Source organism: Bifidobacterium sp. N4G05 (assembly GCF_002742445.1).
Lineage (GTDB): Bacteria > Actinomycetota > Actinomycetes > Actinomycetales > Bifidobacteriaceae > Bifidobacterium > Bifidobacterium hominis.
Map to the genome: position 1 here is coordinate 340,671 of NZ_NJNQ01000003.1, position 24,789 is coordinate 365,459.

Here is a 24,789-nt window from a genome sequence, read left to right on the forward strand (position 1 = left end):
GCTGAAGATGTTGCCAGCGTCGGTATTTTAGTCAATTCCAGTCAGTGCTTATTGATTTATCCGCCTATGATCAAGCGGATTTTTCGCTTTGCGCCGTCTCACCCTGCTGCGCGGCCCTGTGAGCCTTCTTAGCGGCCGCGATCATCAGTTTGATGCGGTTGAGCTGGTTCGCTTCGGATGCGCCCGGATCGTAGTCGATGGATACGATGTTGGCTTCCGGATGCAGGCGGCGGATCTTGCCGAACATACCTCGGCCGGTCACGTGGTTCGGCAGGCAGGCGAACGGCTGCGCACAAATCACGTTCGGGCAGCCGGATTCGATGAGCTCAAGGATTTCCGCAGTTAGCAGCCAGCCTTCACCAGCCTGCACACCCACGGAAGTGACCTCGTCGGCCTTCTTCACAAGTTCCGGCATCGGCAGGTCCTGGGAGAATTTGCCGTGTGCCAAATCGATCGCCTTGTGCACAGGAGCGTTGTACATGTCAAGCGCCTTGCGCATCAGCGCGTAGCCAAGCTTGTTGCCGCCCATGCCGAGGTAATGCTCGTTCCAGTCGGAAATGTACGGGCGGGTGGTCATGAATTCCATGATGCCCGGCACCACAGCCTCGCAATTCTGCGATTCGATCACGTCGACCACATGGTTGTTGGCGTCCGGCTGATATTTGACGAGAATTTCGCCCACCACGCCAACGCGCACCTTGCGCGGTTCGTCCTTCAAGGGCAGCGCGTCGAAGGATTTCACAATCTCCTTGACGAGCGTCTGGTACGGCAGATACCCCTTGCCGATGAACTTACGTGCCGTCTCGGAATAGCCGTGGTGTTCCAACGTTTCACGCACGATGGTGTTCCACGTGTGATACAGCTGGTTAGCGCTGTCCGGCGTCACCTCGTACGGACGCACGCGGTACAGGCATTTCATCAGCAGATCGCCGATGATCAGCGCCTTGATAGCACGATGCAACAGCGCCGGCGTGGCTTTGAAACCGGGATTATCCTCAATGCCCTGCGTGGAGATGGCGATAACCGGGATCTGCGGGTAACCGGCATCAACCAGCGCCTTGCGAATCAGACCGAAATAGTTTGTGGCTCGGCACATGCCGCCGGTCTGGGTGATGGCGAGCGCGGTGTGTTCCGGATCGTATTTGCCGTCCAAAATCGCGTCCACGAGCTGACCGATAACCATGATGGCCGGGTAGCAGGCGTCGTTGTTGACATATTTGAGGCCGGTTTCCACGTTTTCACGGCTGGCGTGTTCGAGAATGTCGAACTTGTAGCCGCCGGAGCGGATCGCGGATTCCACCAGGGAGAAGTGGATCGGGCTCATCTGCGGAGCCACGATGGTGTAGTCCTTCATGTCTTTGCCGAATGGCACGCGGTTGGCGTACTTCGACATGGTGGCGGAATTGTGCGCGGACTTCTTCACTTCGCCGATGCCGTTTTCCGCGGCACGCTTGGATGCGGCTTTAACGGCTTCGGTGAGTTTCGGATTGGCTTTCATCACGGTGTTAAGCATGACTTGACGGCCCGGAGTCGGCGCTTCAGTTCCGGTCTTGCGGAATTCGCCACGCTTGGCATCGGCTTCGGCGGATTCAAGCTGGGCCTGCGCTTCGGCGAGCTGCGCCTGAGCCATTTCCAGCTTGGCTTTCGCTTCAGCCACGGCATCCGATTGCACCGGCTGATCCTGCTTGCCGGGCACGGCACCGGCCAGAGCGCGGCGATGGTTGCGTTCACGCTCTTCGACGGCTGCTTTGAGTGAGCGAAGGCGGATTTTCGCCGCGCCCAGGTTGGAGACTTCGTCGATTTTCAGCATGGTGTACACGTCGGCCTTGTCCGCCAGGATCTCCGACACCTGATCGGTGGTGATGGCGTCAAGACCGCAGCCGAAGGAGTTGAGCTGCACGAGTTCGAGGCCGGGGTACGAAGCGACGAAATTGGCCGCCGCGTACAGACGGGAATGGTAGGCCCATTGATTGGTGACGCGCAGTGGCATTTTGGTGACCTTGCGGTCTTCCACATGGCGGAAGCCGTTTGCGTTCTTCTTACGTGGATCGTCTTCATCGGCTGCGAGGAATTCGCTCGGGTTGAGCTTCTCCCCCGGCTGCAGTTCGCAGATCGAATCTTCAGACAATACCACCATGCCGAGCGAGCATATGGTTTCCGGAATGCCATGGTTGACTTCCGGGTCGATATGGTATGGGCGGCCTGCGAGCACGATGCCTCGGCAGTCGTGTTCCTTCATGTAGGCGAGTGCCTTGAGGCCTTCCATTTGCACGTCGTGTTTGAAGACTTCGTTTTCGGCATATGCCGCTTTGACTGCAATTTCGGCTTCTTCACGGGTCACGTTGGCCCAGGCGAATTCTTCGACGATGCGGTCGACCATGAGTTCATGGTTGGCCATGTTGAAGTATGGGCGCATGTAGCGGATGCCTTCTTCGCGCAGTTCAGGCATGTTCGCGCCGATGACCACAGGATAGTTGGCTACCACCGGGCAATTGTAGTGGTTGTCGGTGTTGGGTACCAAGTTCTCTTCGTAGCTAACGCACGGGTAGAAGATGTTTTTCACACCCTTGTTCAGCAACCATTTGATGTGTCCGTGCACAAGTTTGGCCGGATAGCAAATGTTTTCGGATGCGATTGATTCGATGCCAGTTTCGAACAGTTCGTGCGAGCTTCGTCCGGAAATCATCACTTTGAAGCCGAGCGAGGTGAGCAGTGTGAACCAGAACGGATAGTTCTCGTACATGTTGAGTACGCGCGGAATGCCGATTTCACCGCGGGTTGCTTTCTTGTCGGTGAGTCTGCGGTAGGCGAAGCAACGCTTGTACTTGTAATCGTAGAGGTTCGGTCGATCGGAACGCTTCTTTTTCGCGTCTCCGCCTCGTTCGCAGCGGTTGCCGGTCACGTAACGGGATCCGTCTTGGAAGGTGGTGATGGTGAGCTTGCAGTGGTTTTGGCACAGCTTGCACACGTCTCGTTCGGAGGTCATCGACAGGTTGTCGAGTTCTTCTCCGTTCAAAATGTTCGATGCGGTATGGCGTACGCCTGCGATCACCGCTTCTTTGGTGTCGGTGGTATCGACGTCTTCGTCTTCCGCTTCGTCGGCATAGTGCATGCGTGCGGTCAGTGCGGCACCGTATGCGCCCATGAGTCCTGCGATGTTCGGTCGGGTCACTTCACGTTCTGTGAGCAGTTCGAATGCGCGGAGCACAGCGTCGTTGAGGAAGGTGCCGCCCTGCACCACCACAGTGTCGCCGAGTTCGCCGGAATCACGCAGTTTGATCACCTTGTAGAGGGCGTTGCGCACTACGGAATAGCACAGGCCTGCGGCGATATCTTCGATGGATGCGCCTTCTTTTTGTGCCTGCTTCACGGACGAGTTCATGAACACGGTGCATCGGGAGCCCAAATCGACCGGATGGGTAGAGTTGAGCGCCGCTTGGGTGAATTCCTGAATGGTCAGTCCCATGGAAATGGCGAATGTTTGCAGGAACGATCCGCAGCCGGACGAGCATGCTTCGTTCACTGCGATGGAGTCGATCACGCCATCGTTGATGGCGAGATATTTCATGTCTTGGCCGCCGATATCGATGACGGCGGTGACGCCCGGGCTTACCATTTCGGCACCGCGATAGTGAGCCATGGTTTCCACTACACCTTCGTCAAGATGCAGGCCGGTGGTGATGAGGCCTTCGCCATAGCCGGTCGCGCAGGATCGTGCGATCCATGCGCCTTCGGGGAGTTCGGCTTGGATTTTTTTGACGATTTGCACGGCTGCCGTCAGCGGGCTGCCTTCGTTGGTCGCGTAAGAGGACCATACGATTTCGCGATCGTCGTTCACCAATGTCGCTTTGATGGTGGTGGAACCGGCGTCGATGCCCAGGAAGTGCGGTCCTTGGGCTCCTTCGAGCGTGCCTTGATGGACGTGCTCGCGATGATGTCGTTCGTTGAATGCGGTGCGATCCGATTCGGTAGCGAACAGCGGAGGCATGGTCGGGGTGTTGGACGGCAAGTTTTCCAGTTCGTCCAGTCGCGCCAGAAGGTCGGCACAGGTTCGTGCTTCGTAATGCTTAGTCAAGGTCGTCACCATCCTGATCGGCCTGCAATGCAGCACCGTATGCCACGTACAGGTGAGCGTCGGTCGGAACAATGAATTCGTCCACTTTGCCGTCGAGCGCCCGCTTGAACGCGGCTCGCAGCTCGGACATGAAGAACAACGGACCGCCCAGGAAGATCACGGTTCCGTGAATCGGGCGCCCGGAGGCAAGGCCTGCAATGGTTTGCGTGGCCACTGCGGTGAAGATGGAGGCGGCCAGATCCGGTTTGGCCGCGCCATCGTTGATAAGCGGCTGCAAATCGGTTTTGGCGAACACGCCGCAACGTGATGCGATCGGATACAGGGTTTCGTATTGCGCGGCCATTTCGTTCAGACCAGCGGCGTCGGTGTCGAGCAGTGTTGCCATCTGGTCGATGAATGCGCCGGTACCGCCTGCGCAGGAACCGTTCATGCGCTGTTCCGGAGTCGGCTTGAGATAGGTGATTTTTGCATCTTCACCACCAAGCTCGATGATCACGTCAGCCTGCGGATATTCCTTGTCAATGGCTTCGGTTTCGGCGATGACCTCCTGAACGAAGGGCACGTCGAGGCTGTCTGCAAGAGCAAGACCGCCTGAACCGGTAATGGCCAGACGAATCGGCTCGTCGCCTCGGCCAAGCTTTTCCAATTCTTTGTGGATGTCAGCCAGTAGCCCGGCCACGGTGGCGCGCACATTCGCGTGGTGACGCCGATAATCGGAGAACAGCGCGTCCGCGAGCGCGTCGGACTGATCGAGCACCACCGCCTTCACAGTAGTGGAACCGATATCAAGACCTACACGCAACGGCTTTGTGCCGTGCGTTTCGGTCCCGGCTTCTGCTGCTTCAACCATGTATCAACCTCTATCGTTCTATCCGCCGGGCTGCATTCCATGGCAGACATGGAAGCCCCTACCCCGGTTATCCAATCATGTAATCGTAGTCTGTGCCCACGCCTAAGCGCTTCGTGAATGCTCGCAATCAGCATAAAAGGGACGAAACAGTGCATAAACTAGACAACCAATCCAGTCAATGTGCCTAATTATGCATCCGGACACTCGACGAACGTCGAAATCGCAAAACCATCCAAACATTTCCATGTCAGGATGCGCCGCCTTCCCCAGCAGAACGGTCTTTGCCGTATATTTCGGGAATGAATCGTGTTTGATCATGTAATTTCGGCCAAATCACCGCTCGCCCGTTTTCCAGTGATTTCGGCACGTCGATGATGCGTTGGTTGCTGCTTCCGCGGAATTGCAGCAGGGAATCATGTAATTCTTTGATATAACGGCCGTCCACTAGAATGTCGATTAGTTCGAGCAGTTCGCGCTTATCGGGGCTTTCGCCTTCGCGCATGAGCTCTTCCCACGTGTAGCCGGTCCAGCACCAAATATCTTTGGTATTACCGAACCGTTCGCGGATTTTTCGTGCGAGAGGCAACAGCACGCCCGTGTTGAGCAATGGTTCACCTCCGAGGAAGGTGATGCCTTGCACATACGATTGGCTTAAGTCATCCATGATTTGCGCTTCGAGCTTGTCGTTGTATTCGTGGCCGGCTTGGAAATCCCAGATTGATGTGTTGTAGCATTCCTCGCAATGGAACGGGCAGCCCGACACGTACAGCGAGCATCGGATGCCTTCTCCGTCGGTCATGAGGAACCGTTTGTAGTCGGCAATCATATTGCGGCTCATGCGATTGGTCCATTGCCCTGCTTTGGGATTGTTGGAACGAGTTGTGGGGATGAAAGGCCCGCGATTGGTTTCGTCCGCTGCAAAGTCACGACGTTGAATTGCTGGATTCGCGCTGCTGATCATACGTTGTCCCTTCACGTTTTGCCGTTGCGTCGCGTTTTTGCGATTGCTGCTTGCCTCATGATTATCACAGAATGAAAGAGGGTGGAAATCCACCCTCTTTCATATTTCGTTTATGTTTGCTGCCAATGCGGCCCTTACTTGGCTTCCTCGAACCATTCACGTTCGGAACCGTCGCTCAAGGTGACATGACCGGTTTCACCGCTCATATGCTTGACGCGGTGCGCGATCTCCTCGTGACGTCCGTGCACCATCGGGCGCTGCACCGGGTTGCCCAAGTAGCCGCAGGTGCGCTTGGTCACGTTGCAGTGGTCCGGGTCGGAGTTGCCGCACTCCGGGCACTTGAAACCTTCCTCAGTGGGCTCGAAGTCGCCTTGGAATCCGCAATCGTAGCAGCGGTCGATCGGCGTGTTCGTACCCAGGTAGCCGATGCCGATGTTGTAGGCGTAATCCCACACTGCTTCGAGTGCCTTGGGGTTGGACTGCAGGCACGGGAACTCGCAGTAGTTGATGAAGCCGCCGGACGCGTAGTACGGGAAGTCCTTCTCGTAGTTGAGCTTTTCCATTGGGGTTGGCTGCAGCCAGACCGGGTAGTGGAAGGAGTTGGTGTAGAAGTCGTGGTCGGTCACGCCTTCCACTTCGCCGAACTTCTCATGGTCCATACGGTTGAAGCGGTCGGTGAGGGATTCGGCCGGCGTGGAGTACACGGAATAGTGGTAGCCTTCCGCGTCGCTCCATTCCTTGCACAGCTCGTTCATGCGCTTGACGATGGACAGTGCGAATTCCTTGCCTTGCGGATCCCAGCCGTGGTCGCGCATCCAGTTCTTGCCGTAGAACACGCTGGTCGCCTCATACAGGCCAATGTAGCCCAGGGAAACGGTGGCACGTTCGTTGCGGAACAGTTGGTCGACGCTGTCGTTGGCGCCGAGGCGACCGAAGGCTCCGAAACGGAACAGGGTCGGCGCATTGACCGGCGCGGCCTGCTTGCAACGCATGATACGGAATTGCAATGCCTGATGAGCCACGGCCATACGCTCGTCGAAGATCTTCCAGAAGCGATCCTTGTCGCCGTGGGATTCCAGTGCGATACGCGGAACGTTCACGGTGACGACGCCAAGGTTCATGCGTCCGTCTTCCACGTCCTTGCCGGTCGCCGGATCAATCCAACCCTGCAGGAAGGAACGGCATCCCATCGGGGCTTTGAAGGAGCCGGTGATCTTCACGATGTTCTCGTAGAAGATCACGTCAGGATACATGCGCTTGGTGGCGCATTCGAGGGCGAGCTGCTTCAGATCGTAGTTCGGATCGCCCGGATCGGCGTTCACACCATGCTTGATGGTGAACACGAGCTTCGGGAAAATGGCGGTGTGGTGTTCGGAACCGAGGCCGCGGATACGGTTCAGGAAGATGGCACGCTGAATCTCGCGGGCGAACCAGTCGGTGCCCAAACCGAAGCCAACGGTCACGAATGGGGTCTGTCCGTTCGACACACGATTGGAGTTGATCTGGTATTCCATGGTCTGCATGGCGTCGTAGATGGCCTTGCGGGTCTGGATCTTCGCCCACACCTCGCGCAGCTGCTGCAAACGGCTGGCATCCTTGTTAAACGGCTCGTCCATCGGCAGGGCCGGACGGTCCTTTTCGAAATGCAGACGCTTCGGTTCGACATCCTTGGCCAAGCGTACCTGGCGTTCGGCGATTTCAATCGGCAGGTCGTCAGGCATGATCTCATGGGCCTGCTCAAGGAATTTATCGTAATCTTTCCTGGCATATTCAACGAAGTGCTCATCGGCACGGTTGGCGGTCTGGCCACCATATTGGCTGGAAGCCACGTCCTTCATGATCTGGGTAATCTGCGTGGCAGCGATAGAAATGCTGTTCGGCGAGCCCATCGGCGCGTTGCCGAGGGTGAAGCCGTTGGCGAGCATATCCCAATAGTTCGGCAGAGAGCAGTTGGATTGTGCGGTGAACGGCGAGTAGTCGGCGTCGTGGAAGTGGATGTCACCCTTCATATGGGCGTTGGAGACCGCATCCGGCAGCATGGAGAAGGCGGACGCCTTGGACACCGCGCCCGCCAGCAGATCGCGCTGGGTGGAGTAGACGTTGGAATCCTTGTTGGCGTTCTCGCGCACCAGAGCCTCGTCACGGTTCACCAAACGCTTGACGGCTTCGTTGATGTCGGTGGCCTTGGCACGTTCGATGTCTTTGTTCAGACGGTAGTTGGTGTATGTGCGCGCCACATCGTACAGGTGGTCTTCGATCAGGCCGTGTTCAACGAGATTCTGGATGTCTTCGATCTTGGCGGGACCGTTGTAACGATCCTTGATTTCAGCTTCGACCTGATTGGCGATATCACGGATCAGCTGTTCCTCCTGCGGCCCAATCTTCTTATCAAGGTCGGCGAAGGCTGACTTCACCGCGCTGATGATGTTGATCGGATCGAAGTCGACCACACGACCGTCGCGCTTCTCAACGAGCACCTTACCGGTTCCCGTTTTAACGGTTGCGGAGACGGCATTCAGAGCCTGCGTTTCCATTCATCATCCTTTCCGGGTCGGACCCCATCCGACCAGGTTTTCATGCTTTGTTTCGCATGCCATATGTTTTCTACGTCCATAGACTCTACGCCATAGTCAGCACTAAATGTAGTAGCGGCACGCCGACAGTAAGACTATATATTCCATTTTTGGCTTGATTCCGCCATTCCTTAACCTGTGTGACAAAGGTAACGATTTCGCCACAGAGTGTCGCCCGAGTGTCGATTTGACGCAGGCACCGAAGAGGGACTATACAAGGTGGGGTACCCTCACACGATTCGAACATGTGTTTCATTTGTCCGCAAGATGATGGAGTCTTGAACTATGACTTGGAACCAGGATTACACACCCCCGGCAGCGCAATCGAACAGCAAACCGCTGCCGCGACTGGCCGGCGAAACCACCGCTGACAACCCCTGGCCGGTAAGTCTGCTCAGCGAGAAATTCCACATGGCCGTTGAACGGTGGCCATCGGTTTGGGTGGCCGGGCAGATCACACAGATCAACACCAGACGTCAGGGCAGTGCCTACATCACGTTGCGCGATGATTATCAGGACATTGCGTTGGAGGTCAACGGCTTCGGACAGTTCGCCGCAGCAGCCACTCCTTTCGTGCAGGGCGATCGTGTCATCATCCACGGCAAACCGAATCTGTGGATGAAACGCACCTCCCTGTCTTTACGCGGTGACGCCATCATCGCCGCAGGCGCGGGCGGCAGCCTGAAAGCCATGATCGACGAATTACGCAAGAAGCTTAAAGGCGAAGGATTGTTCGACGCCGACCGCAAGCAGCCACTACCAGAGTTTCCGCATTGCATCGGTCTGATTTGCGCCCCGCAGGCCCGCGCGGAAGGCGATGTCATCACCAATGTGAGATTGCGTTGGCCTGTTGTCGATTTCAAAGTGACGCATGTGCATGTGCAGGGTGAGCAGTGCCCTTCCGATGTGATCAAGGCGATCGCGCAGATGGATGCCGATCCCGACGTCGATGTAATCATTGTGGCCCGTGGCGGCGGCGCTTTCGAAGATCTGATCGGATTTTCCGACGAAGGTGTGGTGCGCGCCGCGGCAGCCGCCCATACGCCGTTGATTTCCGCGATCGGTCATGAGGATGATTGGACATTGCTTGATTTGGTCGCCGACTTGCGTGCATCCACGCCAACGGATGCGGCAAAGAAAGTCGTGCCAGACGTTCGTGAGCAGATGCAACTCATCAATGTGAACATCGAACGCATGCGCATGCGCATCGACGCCACCGTCAACAATGAAACAAGACTGATCGAAGGCTATGCGAACCGTCCAAGCCTTACACAGCCGCTCACCATGCTGGAACCGCATCAGCGTCTCATCGACGACGCAAGAACCCGCATGAGAATCGGCTTGACACGTATTCTTGACGACGCAAGTCTCACCATCGAAAAAGCGCACGCTTCACTGACCGCGCTCAGCCCACAATCCACCCTCAACCGAGGCTATGCGGTAGTGCAGGGAGCGGACGGCCATGTAATCGACGATGCGAACGCTGTGAACACCGGCGACCAACTCACCATGACATTGAAGCACGGCATGATCGTGTCCGAAGTCACCACCGTAACGAAGGAGTAGCAATGACCAACGAAACCACCCCCGCATCCAGCCTGACCGACAAGGAACGCGAAGCCATCGCACAAATGCCTTATGAAGAGGCTCGAGATCAGCTCATTCAGGCCGTGCAGGCACTTGAAGCCGGCGGACTTAACCTTGACCAGTCCATGCGCCAGTGGGAGCTTGGCGAGGCTCTTGCCAAGCGCGCCCAAAGTTTGCTCAGCGAAGTACGCGCCAAGCTTGACGCAGCACAGGCGGAACAGGCCACTGCGGCCAATACCGCTGGAACGCAAGACAATCTGGCCTGAAAATACCGCCAATACATCGTTTTCCTGACTGTGCGCCACACGTTTTTACAAGGCGTTATATGGCGTACAGTCATGCAGAAATTTCGGATTTCTTCATTTCGGCACCACACTCGTCCGGAATGTGTGTAGAATGAAGATTCGTTGCCTCAGTAGCTCAGTGGATAGAGCACTTCTCTCCTAAAGAAGGTGTCGTAGGTTCGATTCCTATCTGGGGCACTTTATTTTATGCGGATACGCAGCCGATACGTCGATACGTAGTTGCGCCGACACTCTTCTCACACGTCGAATTGCACGGTTGCCAGCAACGCCTTGTGATCACTTCCATCGATTTTCAACGATTTGACCCGACCGGCCAACATGCCGGAATCCAATACGATATGGTCAATGCCCGCAAACGTCGGCACATAATCGATATTCGCAGGCCACGTGAACACCAATCCCCCAGCCGCCTGCTTGGCCGCATCCGTAAACCGCGCTCCCAAGAAATTGCGGAACGGCGTATGATCGTCGGTCGCATTGAAATCACCCATGAACACGTACCTGCGAGACGTATCGTATCGAAGCCGTCCAAGCTCATCCAATGAACGCTTCCACTGTTGCCAATATCCATCGGTCGGAGACGTGGTATGCACCGAAACGAAACGGATCTGCGTCTGACCATCATTGAATGCAACCGTGGCTCCTGGCATGAACGACGCGCTCGAATCAACATCATCATCAGCTGGATCAACAAGCGGACTCGCCGACCACAAACCATTGCCATACACGCCGTCTGAGCTTGCCACCTGCGCATACGGCAGCAAATCGCCAATACCAGCCTTGTTCAACTCGTCCACGAAAGCATCGGTCGTTTCCTGCAGCGCCAACACTTCCACACGCTCGCTACGCACCACATCGACAATTTCCTGCGCGTCGGCACGACCCTTAAACACATTGCATGTCATCAAACGGGCGTAATCATCCTGCGTATTGGCGGACGCTCCCGAAACCGCTGCGATCGCAGCACGCGGAAGCTTCGTCTCATTGTAGAAAAACGGATACTGCCACCATACTTGCAAAGCGATCGCTGCAATCGCAAGCAATACCGACATTGTTCGTTTCGAAACAATGCCGCAAACCAACGCGATTACTGCAAGAATCGCAAACCAAGGCACCAATGAAACGATGATGGGAACATACGGCCACGCCTGAATCTCAGCAGGCAGTATGTGCGAAACAGTGCCCAGCAAAGCCGCAATCGATAGAATGCCAGCCAGAAAACCGCATATGATATTGCGCACGCGATGCGACTTAGTTTTCTTCAACGTGCGAATAGGCTTAACAGCCTTCGCCTGCGCCGTACGCGGTTTCGTAGGCGTACCAGACCGTGCCATACATCCTCCAACATGGGCATTGCGTTCCATCAGTCAATACATCAATCATCAAATCAGCCATCAAAACCGAGTTCATGACGAACGCCATCGGCAATAGTGCGGCTTTATAGTACCCCAACTTCCACATTCGCTGGCAAATAGTCGCAATCGTCTCCATAAATTTAACGAAAAACAATCGAAACACAAAAATCACCATCTTGCCCCCAACCATTAAATGCTATTATGCTGGACACATAAGAAATCGTAACTAATGGGGGTACGACGCCTTACGCAAGAGCAATGGCTGCTCATGTATACCGAGAGGGGGCTATACCATGCTGGAACTTGACCACGTGGGGTTTTCGTATGGAAAACGTCTGATTTTAGACAATGCGAGCGCATTATTCAAAGAAAGTTCGACAACGGCAATAATGGGACCTTCCGGCTCAGGAAAGACCACTTTGCTGCGTTTGATGGACGGTTCTTTACAACCAGACACTGGCTCCGTCACCATTGATGGCGCAAATGTCAATTCCATTGATCGAAAAAATCTTCTCGGATCTTTATGCATGCGCATATTTCAGGATTACAGGCTCATTCCATATCTTGACGTGCGAGAAAACATCATGTTGGCGTTTGAAGCGGCGCATAAGGACCTCGGACAAACCAAGATTAAGAAAACTTCCCGCACTGAAAACAACATAATCGATAACTTGCTTGAAGAAGTGCATTTAGCAGGCTATGCAAACCATTTGGCTGACCAATTGTCAGGAGGAGAGCAGCAACGTGTGGCCATCGCACGCGCGATCGCCATGAAACCACGTGTGATTCTCGCGGATGAACCCACCGGCGCGCTTGATGAGGAAAATACGCAGGCAATCGCAACATTGCTTTCAGATATTGCCCACAAAGAGCGATCCATTGTCATAATCGCAACGCATGACGCTACGGTCGCGCAGCACAGTGACCGCATTGTGCGCATTCAGGACCACAAGTTGGTGGAGCAATGAATGGCATGCCTTGCCACAGCACTGGAATCACGAAGCACGTTACCTCTGGATATTTGAGATTCCATCCGATGCTCACCATCTCACTCTTTGTGGTGGCATTATTGTCGGCGATGCTACCCGCGGTGGCCTTAAACAGCTTGAATCTATACGTACAGGCCGCCAAAGAAGGCGCAGCAGGTCAATCCGGAGGGTACACGTACCAAATTTCAGGAGGCAGCAACGATGTAGCCGAAGAACTCAGGCAACAAGTCCAAAACGGTAAGGCCATCGGCGTCAAATCCGCACAAGGATCAGTAGGCCTCACCTCCGCCAGCGGCTCTTCACGAAACACCATCGCAGACATAACTTTTCTAACAGGCCCCTCACGATATGGCACGCTCATCGAAGGGCATCAGCCGTCGCAAAAAAACGAAATCTCCCTGTCTCGGGCCGCAGCTGAACAAATTGACGCCCAGCTGGGAGATATAGTCACCGTGCAATGTGACGATTCCGCATTATCAGGCGACTATAAGCTCATTGGCATCACCGTCGATGCTGCGAACACCAACACCGTGTACGCAACAGCAGTGTCTTCCAAAGACAATCTCCAAAACATACAAATGTGGCTCACCGACGATGACGCTACTGTAAATCAGGGAGAAGTCGCAAAAGAGAGCGCAACCAACAATGTCAATATCGGATACATCAAATCGACAATACGAAATGCCGAAGAAACGGTTCGTACTCGCGATCTGCCAGGATGCCAATGGTACGGAATAGTTCTGTTCCTTTGCTTGCTGTGCGTACATATCGCAGTAATGACGGCATTCTTCCGAGCAGGTCAGTGTTCTGGAGATGCTGTGGTAGAAGCTCTGGTAGCTTGCGGATTCTCCCTCACCACCAGCAGATGGACAGTGTTTCGAGGATTGCTTATTTGCACAATACCCGGAGCCGCAATTGGCATCGCGGCCGGATATACAGTATTCGGTCTTAGTTACAGGATCATAGGCAACATATTCGCCCAATATTGGGAATGGCAACCATCAGCAACTTCCCTGCTGTCCATCTTTTTTGTCGCAGCGATTTTGCTGTGCTCGCTATGCTTGACATGGTTGGTTTTGTTCTTCCGCATGTCCTTTAAGCATGACATCACAACCAGAAACGCATTATGGTACATCATTCTCTCCTCGGCCGTTCTGCTGTTTTCTTGTGTGGCGATAGAACGTTATCATGCAGCCGCATGGCCGTTTGGCGGATCAGTGGGCTCGGTCATGGGGGCTTGCGCTCTGGGACCTCTGCTCCTTTCACTGCCTTGGCTTTTCCGCACGCCAGCACAATGCAATGCGGTAGAACGTACACGAAGTTTGTCTGCCCCAGTATGTGCATTGGCACTCTTATTGTTAGGTGCCAGCTCATTGTTCAGCGGGCAAATGATGATAGCGACAGGCAATTCGGATAATGGGCTGTTCATCGCCGATTATTTGACTCAGGATGACTTGAACTATCTTGCCGGCAAATATCCCGAGACTCTAGATAAAGCCGTCGTGCTCACGGCACCGGATGAATCCCGGTATCTGGTCCGCGCCGCGACTTCCCATGCTTACGATTGCGTCATTCAACATGGCTCCGACGATGCGGATTGCTACTCAGATTCCGATAATGAAACCACTGTCATGCTTGTTGATAGCAACTCATCTTTGGCCGGTAAAACCAACGACGTTCATATTACTGAAAGCGGCAACACTGGCATCATTCTCATCGATCCCGCAACCCAAAAAATAACTCAAGCAGCACAAGTATCCACCGAGGGCACCGACTCGCTGCTCAATGATTACACCATGCCCGGCGTGGTTCTTGGAATCGACTCACCACAGGCAAAAACGCTTGGCCTTACGCCAAGCAACCGGCATACTCTCGTTATTACTGATTTCCCGTCAATCGCTTCCGGCGTTCGCGATTCAATCCGATCCGACATCATTAACCGTTGCGGGTATGCATTCATTACCGAACACGACACCACCTCTTACCGCTCCTACATGGCACGCGCCATTGCCATACCAGCTTTGGCCACAATTATCAGCGGCCTGACATTCGCCGCATTGGCCATATCAACACGTCAAACGCAGTCAACATTACGCTGGGCGCTTCAAGAATTCGGTGCATCACGATTTCAGCTCATGCGTTTGTTCAGACCCTTAGGAATAACCATGTCGTTGGGATCAACCATAGCCGTATTCCTGGGATGGCTGGGCTCGCATCCTTGGATTATTGCGCCCGCGAACGAATTCGGCACCACTGGCTGGTGGTGGCTCATACCGCTACCTGTCATTTTTATTGAAACGGCATTGTTCTGTTGGTGGTTTTCGCTACCTGAGCGCCGCAATCAGTGACCACTGGATTCGCCTTCGCACATAACCGGAACATAATTGGACTTGGGCGAATCACGTAACGAAAAATCCCGAGGAGCGATGCTCGACTCGGGATTCAAAAAAGTTTAAGTGCGGCGACGTGCTACTCTCCCACACCCTCTCGAGTGCAGTACCATCGCCGTGCTAGACCTTAGCTTCCGGGTTCGGAATGGGACCGGGCGTCTCACCTAGGCTCTGATCACCGCAAGATGAAATAATACGCACACATGCCTCAATCACCAAATCACGGCGTGTCGCAACACGTTTGACCACATCAGCCGCGCCGTGCTTTTAGCGCTTGCCTCAGGTTCAGGGCGAGCTCCGGAAGCCGCGTCAACGATGAGCATGTGTACAGTTATTCGAACCAATATCAAGCACACCGAGTCGCGTGGCATACGAATGCAAATCGACCATGATTCAACAGCATAGTTACCGAAGCATTTAACATGTTACGCGACATGCCATTGACAACCTTCGCTTTTTCTTATCTCAAGTCAGGAAGAAAAGGGTGCTTACCCCTCTTATAGGGCGGAAACAACGATTGCAATCAACAGAAAAACATATACAAAAGACGGTTCCACACGATGTTTCCATCGCACGAAACCGTCTTCACCGCAAAAACAACAGTCTCAACAAGCCATGCAGAAATCAGCCGCGAAGCTTGCTAACGAAATCGCCAAGCCGCTTCAAGCCCTCACGCAACGCCTCGCGCGAGGCCGCATACGACAGTCGCACATGCGTATCAGCAGTGGCCTCACCGAAATCACGACCAGGCGTCAACGCAACATGCGCTTCCTTCAACGCGCGCTCACAGAACGTCCACGCATCAAGACCAGTGCTGGAAATATTGAAATACGCATAGAACGCACCATTCGGCTCAACCTCCAACGGCAGACCGATCTCAGCCAATCCGTCAACCACAATGCGACGACGCTCCAGCAACTCCTGACGGCGTTCCTCGCACACGGCCAACGTTTCCGGAGTGAAGCACGCGAGCGCCGCATGCTGGGTGGGTGTATGCGCGCACAGGAAGAAGTTGGTGGCGAGATCGTCCATGGCTTCGAGCGCGTATTCAGGCACGACCATCCAGCCCAGTCGCCAGCCGGTCATACCGAAGAACTTGGAGAAGCTGGAGCATACGATGGCGTCCGGGTCGCAGGCGAGCACGGATTTCACGTCGGAACCGTCCGGTTCGCGGTCGGCTAGGTCAAGGTAGGTTTCGTCGACGATGCGCCATGCGCCGCGTTCTTTCGCCAGATCGCACACGGATTTCAGGGTGTCGAAGGCGATGGTGGTACCGGTCGGGTTCGACGGCGAGGTGATCATCACCGCTTTGGTGCGATCCGACCAGTATTCGCGGCATAGTTCCGGTGTGAGATGGAATCGGGTGTCCGCGTTCGTTGGCACGTCCACGACTTTGCCTCCGAATGCGCGGACCAGTTCGCGATTGCACGGGTACGACGGGTCGGCGATCAGCACTTCGTCATCCTCGTTCACCGTCAATGCGGCGGCAAGCAGCAGTGCCGTGGAACCTCCGGCCGTGATTGCAATACGTTTCGGATCGACGCTCACATGGTGGCGTTCCTTGTAGAAATCGGAAATCGCCTGACGTAATTCCGGCAAGCCCATTGCAGCGGTATAGGGCAATGGACGGCCATCATACTGTTCGCGCATCGCATCACGCACTGCAGGTGGAGCGCCGAAATCCGGCTCCCCCAAGCTCAACTTGACCACATCGGTGCCTGCGGCGATCATCTCGTCGGCCATCGCGCCAAACACCATGGCACGGAACGGATTAGCAATCTGGGCGCGGTGCGACATCTGCGGCAGCGCGCTGTTCTCAGCATTTCCCATAGTTCGTTTGTATTCTTCAGACGCGACAAATCGCAAACACCGTCTCGCCGCCATTACGCTCGTTTTGAAAACAGAAAATCACATGTCACGGAAAGCTGGAACCACGAGCATCATGTTCCAGCGGCAAGAATCACGCTTCGACGATTTCGCAGTACAGTCTCTCCAACCGTTCCTCACGCACTTTTTTGGCGAGCTCGCATTCCCACACCACGATCACTTTCCAGCCCATCGCTTCAAGTTCGGCATGCTGTCTGACATCTCGTTCGTGGTTGCGCAGCAGTTTCGCACTCCAGAATTCCACATTCGATTTCGGTACGCGGGTGGCTTTCGGGCAGTTTTCATGCATATGCCAGAAACAGCCGTTGATGAACACCATCGTACGGTATTTCGGCAACACCACGTCGGGATGCCCCGGATACCGCTTGTCGTTTTTACGGAATCGTAGGCCTTTCGAAAAAAGAAAACTGCGTACCATCATTTCGATGGAGGTGTCTTTGCCTCGGATATGCGACATGATGTAACTTCTCGTGCCACGCTCGTATTTCTCTTTTTTTGCGGATTTCCGAGGTTTTCCGGTCTTCTTAATTTGTTCCTGCGCTGCCACAGCACACCATTATGGCAAGATCCGGCAAAATACGGCAAATCAGAAAAGCATCCGGACGAACGCGTGCAAGTGCGATGCGGATCAACGCGCGTTGCGATCACACATGGCGTACGCTGGAACTTGCAACGCAGCAATATAAATGAATCAACACTGTTCAGACAGTTTACGAAAGATGGGGTTTGATATGGCTCGTATTCGTGTTGCGATTCTCGGCGCAGGCCGGATCGCACAGCATATGGCTGACACGTTGGTGAAAATGGCCGCGGACAGTCGTTATGCGGATTTGGTGGAACCGTATGCTGTCGCCGCACGAGATGCGGGACGTGCGGCTGATTTCGCCGCGAAATACGGTTTTCCAGTTTCATACGGTTCATATGAGGAACTTGTGGCCGATCCAAACGTGGACTTGGTGTACATCGCTACGCCGCACAATCTTCATGCGGAACAAGCGATATTGTGCATGAAAGCCGGCAAGGGTGTGCTGGTGGAGAAAGCATTCGGCGCGAATGCGGCACAGGCCCGTAAGATGATATCCGTTTCCAAGGAAACCGGCATGCTATGCACAGAAGCGATTTGGACGCGATACATGCCATCTCGCGCCATTATCGATAAGATTCTCACTTCCGGTGCGATTGGTGAAATACAGGCGATCGATGCGAACCTGTGTTATCCCACCACCGCGAAGGCACGAATCACCGATCCCGCGCTTGCCGGTGGCGCATTGTTGGATGTTGGCGTATATCCAATCAATTTCATCGACATGATCATGCATAATGCGCCGATCGCTCGCATTGAATCGTCGATGCGAGCGTACGAAACCGGCGTGGATGCTCATAATTCCATGACGTTCTATTACGAGAACGGCGTGATGGCGACCGCGCAAAGTTCGATTCTATGCCATAGCGACCGCATGGGATCCGTGTGGGGAACCGATGGCTATATGGCGTGCCAGAACATTAATAACGTTGAGGCGATTGACGTGTATGACGGCAATCATACGGTTGTTGCGCATTATGACGTTCCCTCCCAGCTCACCGGCTATGAGTACGAGGTGGCGGCCGCCGCACAGGCCGTAATCGACGGTCGCATCGAATGCGAGGAAATGCCCCACGCCGACACCCTGCGCATTATGGAACTCATGGATTCCCTGCGCCGCGACTGGAGCCTCACCTACCCCTTCGAACGTTGAGTTCCAATGAGCTCCGATATTAGTTTCAGCGTCGGCGGATTGCGATTCCTTTCAAACAGCCGACGCTGAAGCATTCATTGGCAGCACATATAATTTCTCCTTGCACTGGTTGAGGAGGAACATTATGGGATTGCTGAGCAAGGTCATGAACGCGCTTATTGGAGAACCATCTGTCTCCAGACCTGCGACTCAGCCCGTCCTCAGGACCGCGCAGCAAAACGTTCCCAAGCCCACGCAACAGCAGACGACGCAACACAAGTCCACCGCACAATCACGTCAAGCGCAACAGCCTACGCAGCCATCCCAATCATCACAATTGGCGCGATCGTCATACCGCGCGCAAACACAAACCACAGCTTGCAATACTTCCGTCACAACGAATCGTTCGCGAGCGCAATCTCATGCCAATTCACAACCGGCGCAGAAGCTTATGCCGCAACCGTTGCTTCCCGCCGAACAGATTGCAAGGGCGCGGAATATCATCGGCAAAATCGAAAAGCATGATCTGAGTGACGAGCAGATCAGCGCCATCGCCGGAGCTGGTCACAATACGCTGGTGCTTGCAGGTGCGGGAACCGGCAAAACCACTACTATCGTCGGCTATATCGCATGGTTGCTGAACACAGGAACCGCCACCCCCGAAGAGATTCTGGTGTTATCGTTCACCAAAGCTTCCGCCGACGAAATGTCGAGTCGCATCACGCAAAGCACCGGCAAAGTCATCCGCGCATGCACATTCCATAGTCTCGGACTGGAAATCTGCCGTTCCTCCACTATTGCCAATCGTCCAATTATTGACGGGCATACGTCAAACAATGTGGTGCGTAACGCATTTGAATACTTGCTTGAACACAATGTTTCCTATCGTCTTCTGGCATTTAAACTCATGTCGCAACAGTTGCTCGATAAATATTCCACAGCTGCACGACTTGAGAATTTTCAGTTACCAACAGACGATTATGCATTCAATCAATATCGTCAGAATCTTATCGATACCATACAAACCATTATCCAGCATATGCGGTCAAACAATATTGACACTGCTGGAATGCAAACTCTTAACGAACGTTACGGCGGTAAAAACATCGGTCGCAATCGTGAGATGCTGCAACTCATAGAACCGCTTTATCACGCCTATGTGCAGAATTTCGCAACCAATAATGGTATTGATTTTCCAGGAATGATCGTCGATGCCATCAGTTGCGTCAATAATGGCTCATACCGTCATCCATATAAATATGTGCTGATTGACGAATATCAGGACATGTCACGACCGCGTTATGAGCTAATCCGCGCGCTTCGCTTGCAACATGATTTCTCATTGTTCTGCGTTGGCGACGATTGGCAGTCGATTTATCGTTTCGCAGGCAGCGACCTTCATCTCATTCTCGATTTCGACCGAATTTGGCACGACTGGGGTCCGACCCGCATGTTCCAAATCACCACCACACGGCGTTTCCGGCAAAGCCTCATCGACGCAAGCGGAGCATTCGTGATGCGCGACACCAATCTGTATGTCAAACACTTGCATAATCCCAGCGATAAGAAGGATTACTCGCTGAAAGCACTTGGCGGGCATACTGAGGAAGAACGATTCAATGCAATTGTCGAGCAGTTGCGTAAACTGCCGAAAACCGCGTCCGTACTATTGCTTGGCCGGTATCGCAGTGACATCAATCTCATGATTCGTTGCGATCAAGACGGTCTGTTCTCCATTGACCAGAGCACTGGTAATATTCGTTTTCTTGAAAAACCGGATATGGATATTCGTTTCATGACCGCTCATGCTTCCAAAGGATTACAACGCGATTTCGTATTTCTGCTGTGCTGTTCCGGCGGATTGAAAGGTTTCCCAAGCACGATTCCCGAAGAGCCACTGCTTGGTCTGCTATTGCCGGAAGTGGAGCGATGCCCGCACGCGGAGGAACGTCGACTGTTTTACGTGGCGATGACCCGATGCAAGAAGAAACTGTTCTTCATCGTGGATCAGACCCGCCCGTCACGATTCATGTACGAACTGCATAGCAAGATCTGCCCGAACATTTTCCGAGGAGTCAAACTTCCTCCGCAATGCCCGAATTGCGGCGAAGCCCTAAGCTTGCGGCACAATCGAAACGATCCGAACCGCTCATTCTACGGATGCACCGGCTTCCCGAACTGCCGCTACACCCAACAAGCAAAATAAGCGTGGCATACGTGATGTGAAAGTTTTTTGCTTCCAGAGATCATCTCCAGCTCTTCGCCAATGTCTGCATGTCCTATACTGTGTGCGTAACGCACGTTGCTTCATTGGTTGAGGTTACGGACTGAAGTATATCCCCTCCGGACAGGACGGCGATTGCGCCGCTGCCCTACTCCGCTTCATGGACCGGTTCAGCTTGGAAGCTTGTTGCGATCTCGTGGATTGCACCCGAACCAAGCCCTTGGGGTCCTGGTTCTTCCGGAAGGATTCCGCGAAATATCACCAAGCAGTGCTCTCCTATCGGCACGAGCATGCATTCATGCCAGTCTGGAAAGAACTCTACTGATTTCTTGAGCCCCGCTTTGCGTGATGAACCTCCCGACCTCACGATTCACCCATTTTGTGAGGTCGGATCATGACCATTCTTTACTGTAGTGGCTTTTGGCGGAGAGAATGGTGATGCCATCATCGTCGATTGTGTAGACGAGCCTGTTCGCCGAGTCGATTCTACGTGACCATGCTCCTTGAAGAGCCCATTTAAGAGGTTCGGGTTTGCCGATGCCCTCAGCAGGCGATCGCATGGCATCTTTTATCAGCAAGTTGATTCGCTTGAAAGTTTTGGGATCCTGCCTCTGCCAGTACAGATAGTCATCCCATGCGTCTTCCGTCCACGAGAGAATCACTATTTCCCCTCTTGCTCGATCAGGTCATGACGAATAGTCTGCCTTGACTTAACTTGAGCCAATCCCCTTTGTACCTTGTCCATAAGGTAAGGATTCTCATAGATATGCAGCGTCTCCATAAGGGAGTCGTAGTCACTAGCACTCATTACGACGATATTGTCTTTCGGGTCTGAATTCGTAACGAGGATCGCGTCGGCATCCTCGTTTGCCTTCCTCATGTAGGACTTAAGTTCCTTGCGAAAATTACTGTATGCGATTGCTGTAACCATTACCCATAACCTCCTATGATTGTACAAGATATTGTACCACTTTATTTGTTACCGAAAAATTCACAACGCCAAGAAACCTCGTCACCTGTTGTTTTGTTTCAATCTTTGGGCTTGGCGCAATCACCCCCGTTGTATCCTGGATCTGATTTTTCGACAAGAAAGGAAGCCATGACGCCACGTAAGATCATCAATGTTTTGGTAGTTCGAATCTCACCATTAACGCACTGAATTCCAATCGCGAATGGAACCTTAAGGTCGCCTCCACCAATCAAAGTGGTCTTGCACGACAGCTTGAAGAGGAAATTGATTCGCAAATCAGCGAATCCAAGCCGCTCACCGACGCTTGGCTTGCATTATACGAGGAAGATTTCAAGAAATACGCACCGCCTCGTCAGCCGAATCGCAGGCAGAACAACGATTCCGACGCAGCCATCACCCCGAATGCCATGCAGGTCGAAGCGTTGATGAATCTTGTGCAACTGCGCAAACAGGGCGAAAGCCGTGCGATTATTATTTCGGCAACGGGCACCGGCAAAACGTATCTGTCCGCATTCGACGTGCGCCAATATAAGCCGAATCGCATGCTGTACATCGCCCAGCAGGAACAAATTCTCAAAAAAGCGCGGGAATCATATCAGAAAGTGCTTCGTTGCACCGATGCTGAGCTTGGATTATTTTCCGGAACAAGTAAAGAGCATGATCGTAAATATGTGTTTGCCACTGTGCAAACCATGTCTCGTCCGGAAATTCTTGCACAATTCAGCAAAAACGATTTCGATTATATTTTGATCGACGAAGTTCACCATACCGCCGCGGATTCATATAAGAGAATTATTGATTATTTCACTCCTGATTTCATGCTTGGTATGACGGCAACGCCGGAACGTACTGACGGTGCGAATATTTTTGAATTATTTGGCAATAACGTTGCGTATGAGATTCGCTTGCAGAAGGCGCTTGAAGAGGATATGCTCTGCCCGTTCCACTATTACGGGGTTGGCGAATATATCAAGGAAGCGCCGGACGGCAAGTTTATGGGGCAGCAGGTTTCCGCTAATTCCATGACAGACAAGGATCGCACTGAGTTTTCCCGTTGGCTCGAACAGCTCACCGACCCTAATCGCGTGCGCTATATCATCGACAAAATCCAGATTTACAGCGAAGCCGGAACCGATGTGCGCGGTTTGGTGTTCTGTTCTCGCCGTGATGAGGCGAAACGTCTGTCCGCCATGTTCAACGAGCAGGTGAATCAGCAGGCGGAACGACCGTATCGCACGAAAGCCATTACCGGCGAAAACTCGCAAGCTGAACGTGACGAAGCTGTCAAACAGCTGGAAAATGGCGAACTTGACTATATCTTCACCGTTGATTTATTCAATGAAGGTGTGGATATTCCTCATATCAACCAAATTGTTATGCTTCGTCAAACGCAGTCGAGCATTATTTTCACACAGCAGCTCGGCCGAGGTTTACGTAAGGCAAGCGGTAAAGATTCGGTTGTAGTGATTGATTTTATTGGCAATTACGCCAATAATTATTTGATTCCGATCGCATTGTATGGCAATACTGGCGATCGTGATGTGGCCCGTAAGAATCTTCAACGCGAGTCCATCGGCATTTCTTCGATCAGTTTCGATAAAATCGCCCGCGAGCGCGTGCTCGCTTCGCTTGATACCGCTGATTTGTCGGATATGAAGCTGTTGAGCAAGCAGTATCAGCAGATGCGCTATGAGTTGGGGCGTATTCCGATGTTGATGGATTTCGCGCATCGCGATGCGTCGTTGGTATTCACGTTGGCTTCGAAGAATAACGATTATCTGTCGTTCGTGGTCTCTCGTGAGAAGAGTCTGTCGCGCGGCAAGCATGCGTCGGCTTCGTATGTGGAGCAGCTTGAACCGGTGTCAAACGCGCAGTCTGGTGTGCTGAAAATGTTGACTGCGACTCAGTTGCGTGGTTTGCGCCCGCATGAGTCGTTGATTCTCGCTGTGCTCTGTGGTTTGGACTGGCATCATATTGATGCGGATTGTTCTGACGATGCGGCCGCATTATTCGAAAGTTTTTCCGCGCAGCACAGCCTAAGCCTGCCTGATTTGCAAACATTATTGTCTGCGCTGTTCCCTTATGCCGATAAGAGTATTCAGCAGTGTGATTCTGCTTTTTCCACGTTAGGTTATTCGTATTTCACGAGTGCGAATCGTACTCGTTTCGGCAATACTTCCTTGGTTTACATGCATGATGATGGATCATACGTTTTGACTCAGGAATGCGAATCGATGCTCCAACATTCAACATTCCGCACGTTTTTCACGGACACTATCGAAGCTAGCTTGTTTAATGCTCTTGCACTGTCACGGGAGGCTCGCAAGCGTCGCGTTACGCCAGATCATGGGTTCATATATGGCGAGAAATACAGTCTCGCTGACGTCATGCAGCTATGCGCATGGAAGGATGAGCAGATTCCGCAGAACGTGGGCGGATATAAGCTTGACACCGATACGAATTCCTTGCCGATTTTCATTAAATATGAGGCAAGTCAGTATGGCGATCGTTTCTTGAATCCTGAAGAAATTGAATGGTTCAGCAAGAATAATCGTTCTTTGCGATCTCCTGAATTCAAATGGATGCTTGACGGCACGGAGCATGCGTCGGAATGGAGGAATCGTCATTTTATTCCCATTTTTATTCGCCGTAAAGTTGAGGAGAAGGAGAAATCCTACTATTATGTCGGTTCCGCAGTGGCCGTCAACGATGCGCACGAATCAGTGAATATTGCGGATGATGGCACCCAATCGAAAGTTGTGATCTCCACACTGAAACTCATAAAACCGGTTGATCCCGAACTCTACCGTCACCTCACCGGCAATGCCGCGTTCTGAATAACCGTCGGCGTGGCGGCTCTGTTTGCAGCCGCCGCACCGATCAATCAATTAATCAATCAGCGGTTTCC

At 53.3% G+C, this 24,789-nt stretch carries 14 protein-coding genes, 1 tRNA gene, 1 rRNA gene and 2 pseudogenes; 8 read left to right on the forward strand and 10 right to left on the reverse strand.

Features of this window, described 5'->3' with window-relative positions; all coding sequences use genetic code 11:
- Positions 1-70: 70 nt before the first annotated feature.
- The 3 genes and pseudogenes from CE153_RS04620 to nrdD all read right to left on the reverse strand — a co-directional run bounded on the left by CE153_RS04620 (position 71) and on the right by nrdD (position 8,420).
- A pseudogene (locus tag CE153_RS04620) lies at positions 71-4,966 on the reverse strand (acyl-CoA dehydratase activase-related protein).
- Positions 4,967-5,172: 206 nt separating this feature from the next.
- Positions 5,173-5,886: an anaerobic ribonucleoside-triphosphate reductase activating protein gene (gene nrdG, locus CE153_RS04625; protein ID WP_099595295.1), complete on the reverse strand. Its 714-nt coding sequence runs from the start codon at positions 5,884-5,886 to the stop codon at positions 5,173-5,175.
- Positions 5,887-6,020: 134 nt separating this feature from the next.
- On the reverse strand, positions 6,021-8,420 hold the full coding sequence (gene nrdD / locus CE153_RS04630) for an anaerobic ribonucleoside-triphosphate reductase (RefSeq protein ID WP_099571425.1): 2,400 nt from the start codon (positions 8,418-8,420) through the stop codon (positions 6,021-6,023).
- Positions 8,421-8,744: 324 nt separating this feature from the next.
- Here nrdD and xseA point away from each other — a divergent pair, with 324 nt between their 5' ends.
- The 3 genes from xseA (at position 8,745) to CE153_RS04645 (ending at position 10,528) form a co-directional block, all read left to right on the forward strand.
- Positions 8,745-10,025 carry an exodeoxyribonuclease VII large subunit gene (xseA, locus tag CE153_RS04635; protein WP_099595297.1) on the forward strand — a complete coding sequence of 427 codons (1,281 nt, stop codon included), beginning with the start codon at positions 8,745-8,747 and terminating at the stop codon, positions 10,023-10,025.
- Positions 10,026-10,027: 2 nt separating this feature from the next.
- Positions 10,028-10,312: an exodeoxyribonuclease VII small subunit gene (locus tag CE153_RS04640; RefSeq protein ID WP_080788878.1), complete on the forward strand. Its 285-nt coding sequence runs from the start codon at positions 10,028-10,030 to the stop codon at positions 10,310-10,312.
- Between the two features lie 143 nt (positions 10,313-10,455).
- Positions 10,456-10,528, forward strand: a tRNA-Arg gene (locus tag CE153_RS04645).
- A gap of 59 nt (positions 10,529-10,587) precedes the next feature.
- Here CE153_RS04645 and CE153_RS04650 read toward each other — a convergent pair.
- Positions 10,588-11,685, reverse strand: coding sequence for an endonuclease/exonuclease/phosphatase family protein (locus tag CE153_RS04650; RefSeq protein WP_099595298.1), 1,098 nt, complete (start codon positions 11,683-11,685; stop codon positions 10,588-10,590).
- 314 nt (positions 11,686-11,999) lie between these two features.
- Here CE153_RS04650 and CE153_RS04655 point away from each other — a divergent pair, with 314 nt between their 5' ends.
- Positions 12,000-12,674: an ABC transporter ATP-binding protein gene (locus CE153_RS04655; protein ID WP_099595299.1), complete on the forward strand. Its 675-nt coding sequence runs from the start codon at positions 12,000-12,002 to the stop codon at positions 12,672-12,674.
- Positions 12,675-12,742: 68 nt separating this feature from the next.
- Positions 12,743-15,043: a hypothetical protein gene (locus CE153_RS04660; protein ID WP_143433088.1), complete on the forward strand. Its 2,301-nt coding sequence runs from the start codon at positions 12,743-12,745 to the stop codon at positions 15,041-15,043.
- 108 nt (positions 15,044-15,151) lie between these two features.
- Here the strand turns inward: CE153_RS04660 and rrf are convergent.
- The 4 genes and pseudogenes from rrf to CE153_RS04680 all read right to left on the reverse strand — a co-directional run bounded on the left by rrf (position 15,152) and on the right by CE153_RS04680 (position 17,519).
- Positions 15,152-15,268: ribosomal RNA gene (gene rrf, locus CE153_RS04665) — 5S ribosomal RNA — on the reverse strand.
- Positions 15,269-15,333: 65 nt separating this feature from the next.
- Positions 15,334-15,475: pseudogene (locus CE153_RS09000) on the reverse strand (Ppx/GppA family phosphatase); the annotation flags it as partial.
- A gap of 234 nt (positions 15,476-15,709) precedes the next feature.
- The gene (locus CE153_RS04675; protein ID WP_099571431.1) at positions 15,710-16,915 is read right to left on the reverse strand and encodes an aminotransferase class I/II-fold pyridoxal phosphate-dependent enzyme; all 1,206 of its coding nucleotides are present in this window, start codon (positions 16,913-16,915) and stop codon (positions 15,710-15,712) included.
- Positions 16,916-17,045: 130 nt separating this feature from the next.
- Complete coding sequence (locus CE153_RS04680) at positions 17,046-17,519, reverse strand: very short patch repair endonuclease (protein WP_099571432.1); 474 nt, start codon at positions 17,517-17,519, stop codon at positions 17,046-17,048.
- Between the two features lie 184 nt (positions 17,520-17,703).
- On the opposite strand from CE153_RS04680, the gene CE153_RS04685 reads away from it, so the two are divergent.
- Positions 17,704-18,708 carry a Gfo/Idh/MocA family protein gene (locus tag CE153_RS04685; RefSeq protein ID WP_099571433.1) on the forward strand — a complete coding sequence of 335 codons (1,005 nt, stop codon included), beginning with the start codon at positions 17,704-17,706 and terminating at the stop codon, positions 18,706-18,708.
- A gap of 430 nt (positions 18,709-19,138) precedes the next feature.
- Positions 19,139-20,893, forward strand: a complete 1,755-nt coding sequence (locus CE153_RS04690; RefSeq protein ID WP_236824464.1) for a UvrD-helicase domain-containing protein — start codon at positions 19,139-19,141, stop codon at positions 20,891-20,893.
- A gap of 410 nt (positions 20,894-21,303) precedes the next feature.
- Here CE153_RS04690 and CE153_RS04695 read toward each other — a convergent pair whose 3' ends face one another.
- Complete coding sequence (locus CE153_RS04695; RefSeq protein ID WP_065440024.1) at positions 21,304-21,573, reverse strand: Txe/YoeB family addiction module toxin; 270 nt, start codon at positions 21,571-21,573, stop codon at positions 21,304-21,306.
- On the reverse strand, positions 21,573-21,842 hold the full coding sequence (locus CE153_RS04700) for a type II toxin-antitoxin system Phd/YefM family antitoxin (protein WP_099571436.1): 270 nt from the start codon (positions 21,840-21,842) through the stop codon (positions 21,573-21,575). The genes CE153_RS04695 and CE153_RS04700 overlap by 1 nt, the downstream gene beginning before the upstream one ends.
- Before the next feature lie 446 nt (positions 21,843-22,288).
- Here CE153_RS04700 and CE153_RS04705 point away from each other — a divergent pair, with 446 nt between their 5' ends.
- Positions 22,289-24,718, forward strand: coding sequence for a DUF3427 domain-containing protein (locus tag CE153_RS04705; protein WP_236824465.1), 2,430 nt, complete (start codon positions 22,289-22,291; stop codon positions 24,716-24,718).
- Positions 24,719-24,789 lie beyond the last annotated feature (71 nt).

What these genes read in the sequence shown, in the direction of transcription:
- nrdG (WP_099595295.1), bottom strand. Translation starts at nt 5,886, where the DNA reads ATGATCAGCAGCGCGAATCCAGCAATTCAACGTCGTGACTTTGCAGCG.
- nrdD (WP_099571425.1), bottom strand. Translation starts at nt 8,420, where the DNA reads ATGGAAACGCAGGCTCTGAATGCCGTCTCCGCAACCGTTAAAACGGGA.
- xseA (WP_099595297.1), top strand. Translation starts at nt 8,745, where the DNA reads ATGACTTGGAACCAGGATTACACACCCCCGGCAGCGCAATCGAACAGC.
- CE153_RS04640 (WP_080788878.1), top strand. Translation starts at nt 10,028, where the DNA reads ATGACCAACGAAACCACCCCCGCATCCAGCCTGACCGACAAGGAACGC.
- CE153_RS04650 (WP_099595298.1), bottom strand. Translation starts at nt 11,685, where the DNA reads ATGGCACGGTCTGGTACGCCTACGAAACCGCGTACGGCGCAGGCGAAG.
- CE153_RS04655 (WP_099595299.1), top strand. Translation starts at nt 12,000, where the DNA reads ATGCTGGAACTTGACCACGTGGGGTTTTCGTATGGAAAACGTCTGATT.
- CE153_RS04660 (WP_143433088.1), top strand. Translation starts at nt 12,743, where the DNA reads ATGCTCACCATCTCACTCTTTGTGGTGGCATTATTGTCGGCGATGCTA.
- CE153_RS04675 (WP_099571431.1), bottom strand. Translation starts at nt 16,915, where the DNA reads ATGGGAAATGCTGAGAACAGCGCGCTGCCGCAGATGTCGCACCGCGCC.
- CE153_RS04685 (WP_099571433.1), top strand. Translation starts at nt 17,704, where the DNA reads ATGGCTCGTATTCGTGTTGCGATTCTCGGCGCAGGCCGGATCGCACAG.
- CE153_RS04690 (WP_236824464.1), top strand. Translation starts at nt 19,139, where the DNA reads ATGCCGCAACCGTTGCTTCCCGCCGAACAGATTGCAAGGGCGCGGAAT.
- CE153_RS04700 (WP_099571436.1), bottom strand. Translation starts at nt 21,842, where the DNA reads ATGGTTACAGCAATCGCATACAGTAATTTTCGCAAGGAACTTAAGTCC.
- CE153_RS04705 (WP_236824465.1), top strand. Translation starts at nt 22,289, where the DNA reads ATGCAGGTCGAAGCGTTGATGAATCTTGTGCAACTGCGCAAACAGGGC.